The 5,272-nt window shown below is 63.9% G+C and carries 6 protein-coding genes; 4 read left to right on the top strand and 2 right to left on the bottom strand.

Translation table 11 applies throughout. The annotated features are described in order from the left end of the window. The 4 genes from AC1D1Z_RS33730 to AC1D1Z_RS33715 form a co-directional block, all read left to right on the top strand. Window positions 1-754: ATP-binding cassette domain-containing protein (locus AC1D1Z_RS33730; protein WP_477853171.1), on the top strand; the 754-nt coding region annotated here is incomplete at its 5' end. Further along, window positions 744-1,793: an ABC transporter permease gene (locus AC1D1Z_RS33725; RefSeq protein WP_028732445.1), complete on the top strand. Its 1,050-nt coding sequence runs from the start codon at window positions 744-746 to the stop codon at window positions 1,791-1,793. The genes AC1D1Z_RS33730 and AC1D1Z_RS33725, both read left to right, overlap by 11 nt. Beyond that, complete coding sequence (locus tag AC1D1Z_RS33720) at window positions 1,790-2,734, top strand: ABC transporter permease (protein WP_028732446.1); 945 nt, start codon at window positions 1,790-1,792, stop codon at window positions 2,732-2,734. The genes AC1D1Z_RS33725 and AC1D1Z_RS33720 overlap by 4 nt, the downstream gene beginning before the upstream one ends. A gap of 25 nt (window positions 2,735-2,759) precedes the next feature. Continuing rightward, window positions 2,760-4,049 (top strand): amidohydrolase family protein, encoded by a 1,290-nt coding sequence (locus AC1D1Z_RS33715; RefSeq protein ID WP_477853170.1) that lies wholly within the window; start codon window positions 2,760-2,762, stop codon window positions 4,047-4,049. Window positions 4,050-4,090: 41 nt separating this feature from the next. Here AC1D1Z_RS33715 and AC1D1Z_RS33710 read toward each other — a convergent pair whose 3' ends face one another. Both AC1D1Z_RS33710 and AC1D1Z_RS33705 read right to left on the bottom strand, forming a co-directional pair. Next, window positions 4,091-4,804, bottom strand: coding sequence for a ribonuclease activity regulator RraA (locus tag AC1D1Z_RS33710; RefSeq protein WP_131647184.1), 714 nt, complete (start codon window positions 4,802-4,804; stop codon window positions 4,091-4,093). A 27-nt stretch (window positions 4,805-4,831) separates the two neighbouring features. Continuing rightward, window positions 4,832-5,272, bottom strand: a 441-nt coding sequence (locus AC1D1Z_RS33705) for an SDR family oxidoreductase (protein WP_477853168.1), incomplete at its 5' end; no start/stop codon positions are given.

The raw sequence follows: 5,272 nt of genomic DNA, 5'->3' as shown, positions 1-5,272 counted from the left end.
CGATGTGACGGTGCGCACCGGCGGCATCGATCGGCTGAAGTCGATCAGCTTCCGGCTGCACCAGGGCGAGATCCTCGGCATCATCGGCGTTTCGGGCAATGGCCAGGCGACTTTGGCGCATCTTCTCTCCGGTATGCTGGCGCGCAGCGCTGGCGACCTGCTGCTGTTTGGCGAAGCCATCGGCAATCTTGGTGTTACCGATGTCGTCGACGCCGGCATCGGCCRCATTCCCGAGGACCGCAACGAGGAGGGCGTGATCGGCGAAATGGCGATCTGGGAAAACACCGTGCTGGAGCGCATCGCATCACCGGCCTTTTCTCGCCGTGGTTTCGTCAACCGCAAGGCGGGCATGGCCTTCGCCAGGGAGATTATCGACGGGTTCGATGTTCGAGGCGGCGGCCCGGCCATCCGCACCCGGCTGCTCTCGGGCGGCAATATGCAAAAGCTCATTCTCGGCCGCAACCTGCATCAGCGGCCGCGCATCCTGATTGCCGCGCAGCCGGCGCGCGGTCTCGATGAAGGGGCCGTGGCGGCTGTCCACGCGCGCCTGCTCGAAGCCCGCCGGCAAGGTACCGCCGTGCTGTTGATCTCGGAAGATCTCGACGAGGTGATCGCGCTTGCCGATCGCATACAGGCAATCGTCGGCGGCCGCCTGTCTCCGCCCGTCGAGGCCGAAAGCGCCGACGCCCGTAAGCTGGGGCTGATGATGGCCGGCGAATGGCAGGAAACCCCAGAGGCCGGCCATGCGATTTGAGCGCCGCGAACATCGTCCGCTTTACCTGCTGATCGTCACCCCTGTGATCGCGGTCATCGCGGCACTGGCGCTGGCCGGCATCCTGATATCTATCGCCGGCGCGCCTGTTATCGATGCCTATTGGCGCATCCTGACCGGCGCCTTCGGCTCGCGGCTGTCGGCGACCGAAACGCTGACGCGGGCAACGCCGCTGATGCTGACGGGGCTTGCCGCCGCCGTCGCTTTCCGGGCGCGGCTCTGGAATATCGGTGCTGAAGGCCAGTTCTATCTCGGCGCTGTCGCMGTTGCCGCGGCGAGCTCGAAACTGCTCAGCAATCTTCCCGCCCCCATTCTCATTCCGCTGCTGCTGCTGGTCGGCGCCATTGCCGGCATGGTGTTGATCCTGATCCCCCTCTGGCTCAGGCTGCGCTTCTCGGTCGATGAGGTCGTCACCAGCCTCCTCCTGAATTTTATCGCCGTGCTCTTCGTCTCGATGCTCATCGACGGCATCCTCAAGGACCCGCTCGCCTTCGGCTGGCCGCAGTCGCAATCCGTCAGCGATCACGCCATGCTGCCGAAGCTGATCGCTCGCTCGCGCCTGCATATCGGCTTTGCGATCGCGATCGGGCTGGCCGTCGTCGTCCATTTCATCCAGTCCCGCACCGTGTTCGGCATGCAGTCGCGCGCCGCGGGCCTCAATCCCGGCGGTGCCGTCTTTGCCGGCGTCCCGCTCGGCAGAACGCTGGTGAAGGTCGCCTGCCTCTCGGGCGGGCTTGCAGGGTTGGCGGGAGCGATCGAGGTCATGGGCGTCAAGGGTTATGTGACGACCGATCTGTCGCCGGGTTTCGGCTATGCCGGTATCGTTGTCGCCATGCTCGCCAACCTCAATCCTCTCGGCGTCGTCTTCGCGGCCATTTTTACCGCCACCATGTTCGTGGGCGCGGATGGCATGAGCCGAGGCCTCGGCATACCCACCTATATTGCCGATGTCACGGTGGCGCTGTCGCTGCTGACGATGCTGATTGCCTTGTTCTTCACCCAATACAGGATCCGGCGATGATGCAGCTGTTCGATATCATCGCTTCATCAGGGCTCTGGGCGGCAATCCTGCGGATCGCCACGCCGCTGATTTTCGGCACGCTCGGCGCACTGCTCTGCGAACGGGCGGGTGTGCTCAATCTCGGCATCGAAGGCATCATGACCTTCGGTGCGATGATCGGTTGGCTATCTGTCTATCACGGCGCCGATCTCTGGACCGGCCTGCTGATTGCTGGCGTGGCCGGTGGGGTCTTCGGCCTGCTGCATGCGGGGTTGACGGTGACGCTCGGCCTCTCCCAGCATGTCTCCGGTCTCGGGGTGACGCTGTTTGCCTCGAGCTTCAGCTATTATGTCTTCCGGCTGATCGTGCCGCTTGCCAATACGCCGCCCACCATCGTGCCGTTCCAGCCGATCGCTATTCCCGGCTTGTCGACGCTGCCTTTCATCGGGCCGGCCTTCTTCACGCAGACGGCGCCGACCTATCTTGCGATCGTAATCGCCCTGCTGATGGCCTACATCATCTTCCGCACGCCCGTCGGCCTTGCGATCCGCATGACCGGCGAGAACCCGCATGCGGCGGAAGCTCAGGGCGTCAATCCGATGAAGGTGCGCTACGGCGCGGTGATTGCCGGAAGCGCGCTGATGGGAATGGGCGGGGCTTTCCTGACTTTGTCGGCGTTCAACAGCTTCTTTCCGACCATGGTTCAGGGGCGCGGCTGGATCTGCATCGCGCTCGTCGTCTTCGCCTCCTGGCGGCCCGGCCGAGCGCTGTTCGGCGCGCTGCTCTTTGCCTTCTTCGACGCCTTTCAGCTTCGGCTGCAAACCGCACTCAGCGGGCTCGTGCCCTATCAGCTCTTTCTGATGACGCCCTATATCCTTTCCATTGCCGCCCTTGCCGTCATGGCCCGCCGCGCCCGCGTTCCGCAGGCACTGATGCAGCCCTATCGGCGCGGTGAACGCTGAACCACTTCTGTCCAATGAGGCTCCGATGTTCGATCTGATCGTCAGAAATGCAAATCTCCCCGATGGCCGAAAGGGGATCGATATCGGAATCCAGGGCGGCAAGATCATCGCTGTCGAGCCTAATCTCCAGGCGCAGGCGGGGGAAGAAATCGACGCGACCGGCCGGCTGGTCAGCCCGCCCYTCGTCGATCCGCATTTCCATATGGACGCCACCCTGTCGCTCGGCCTGCCACGCATGAACGTATCCGGCACGCTGCTCGAGGGCATCGCGCTCTGGGGAGAGTTGCGCCCGATCGTGACGAAGGAGGAACTGGTCGATCGCGCGTTGCGTTATTGCGATCTGGCGGTGACGCAGGGCCTGCTCTTCATCCGCAGCCATGTCGATACCAGTGATCCCAGACTGGTGACCGTCGAGGCGATGATCGAGGTTCGCGAGAAGGTCGCGCCCTATATCGATCTGCAGCTGGTCGCCTTCCCCCAGGATGGTTATTACCGCTCGCCGGGCGCGATCGACGCGCTCAACCGCGCTCTCGACATGGGCGTCGATATCGTCGGCGGCATTCCGCATTTCGAACGGACGATGGGTGAAGGTACGGCGTCGGTAGAGGCGCTCTGCCGCATCGCCGCCGATCGCGGCCTGCCGGTCGATATCCATTGCGACGAAACCGACGATCCGCTCTCGCGCCATATCGAGACGCTGGCTGCGGAAACCATCCGCTTCGGCCTGCAGCGGCGCGTCGCCGGCTCGCATCTGACCTCGATGCATTCGATGGACAATTATTATGTTTCCAAGCTTATTCCGCTGATGGCGGAGGCCGAGATCAACGTCATCCCCAATCCACTGATCAACATCATGCTGCAGGGCCGGCACGACACCTATCCGAAACGCCGCGGCATGACTCGCGTGCGGGAGCTGATGGATGCTGGGCTCAATGTTTCCTTCGGGCACGACTGCGTCATGGACCCCTGGTATTCGATGGGATCGGGCGACATGCTGGAGGTCGGCCATATGGCGATCCATGTCGCGCAGATGGCCGGCATCGACGACAAGAAGAAGATCTTCGACGCGCTGACCGTCAATTCGGCGAAGACGATGGGGATTGCAGATTACGGCCTGGAAAAGGGATGCAACGCCGACCTTGTCATCCTTCAGGCCAGCGACACGCTGGAAGCGCTGCGGCTGAAGCCGAACCGGCTGGCGGTGATCCACCGTGGCAAGGTCATCGCCCGCTCGGCGCCACGCATCGGTGAGCTTTTTCTGGACGGGCGCCCGGCACGGATCGACGGCGGCCTGGATTACGTACCTCGCTATTGAGATGCGGTGAAAGCAAAAGGGCCGCGAAGCCGCGGCCCTCCTCAATCCGCCTGGCCTGGAGCCTTTGAGGCCTCGTAGAGCGCCTTGGTTTCGGCGTTCATCGGGTAGAGGCCGGGCAGCGGCGTGCCTTCATCGATCCTCGTCATGATCCAGGCTTCCATGCGCTCCTGTTCCGGGGCTTCCGCCAGTACGGTGTCGAGTAGATCGGCCGGGATCAGCACCGCGCCGTCCTGGTCGACGACGATGATGTCATCGGGGAAAACAGCCACGCCGCCGCAGCCGACCGGCTGCTGCCAGGCGACGAAGGTGAGGCCGGCGACCGATGGGGGGGCTGCGACGCCACGGCACCAGACCGGCAGGTTTGTGTCGAGCACGCCGGCAAGGTCGCGTACGGCGCCGTCGGTGACGAGTGCGGCAACGCCTCGCTTCTGCATGCGGGCGCAGAGGATATCGCCGAAGATGCCGGCATCGGTGACGCCCATCGCATCGACGACGGCGACACAGCCCTCCGGCATCGCCTCGATCGCGGCGCGTGTCGAGATCGGCGAGGCCCAGGATGCCGGCGTTGCCAGATCTTCACGAGCCGGAACGAAGCGCAGGGTGAAGGCCGGGCCGACGATGCGCGGCTGGTCGGGCTTCAGCGGAACGGCGCCGCGGATCCAGACGTTCCGCAGGCCCTTCTTCAGAAGAACGGTCGTCAGTGTCGCCGTCGAGACGGTCTTGAGGGTTGCTATCGCTTCAGCGCTGAGGGCCATCGGGTATCGGTTCCAATTCGGTTTCTGTCAGATGCTCTGGATCATACCGCCATCGACGCGGATCACCGATCCGGTAAGATAGGAGGCAGGCTCGCTCGCCAGGAAGGTGACGACATTGCCATATTCTTCCGGCCGGCCATAGCGGCCGAGCGGAATGCTGCCGGTGCTTTCTGCGACGACGTCATCGACGGAGCGGTTTTCGCGTTTGGCCTTCTGCTCGTCGAGGAAGGTGATGCGGCCGGTGGCGATCCGGCCCGGCAGGACGATGTTGACGGTGATGCCGTCGCGCCCGACCTCACGCGCCAGCGTTTTCGACCAGCCGACCAATGACAGGCGCAACGCATTCGAGATGCCGAGATTGGGGATCGGCGCGACCACGCCCGACGAGGTCGAGGTGACGATGCGACCCCATTTGCGCGCTCGCATCTCAGGCAGCACCCGATCGGTAATGGCGATGACGGAGAGCAC

This window comes from Rhizobium sp. P1_E1, from assembly GCF_056406015.1.
This window is presented reverse-complemented; position numbering and strand designations above follow the sequence as displayed.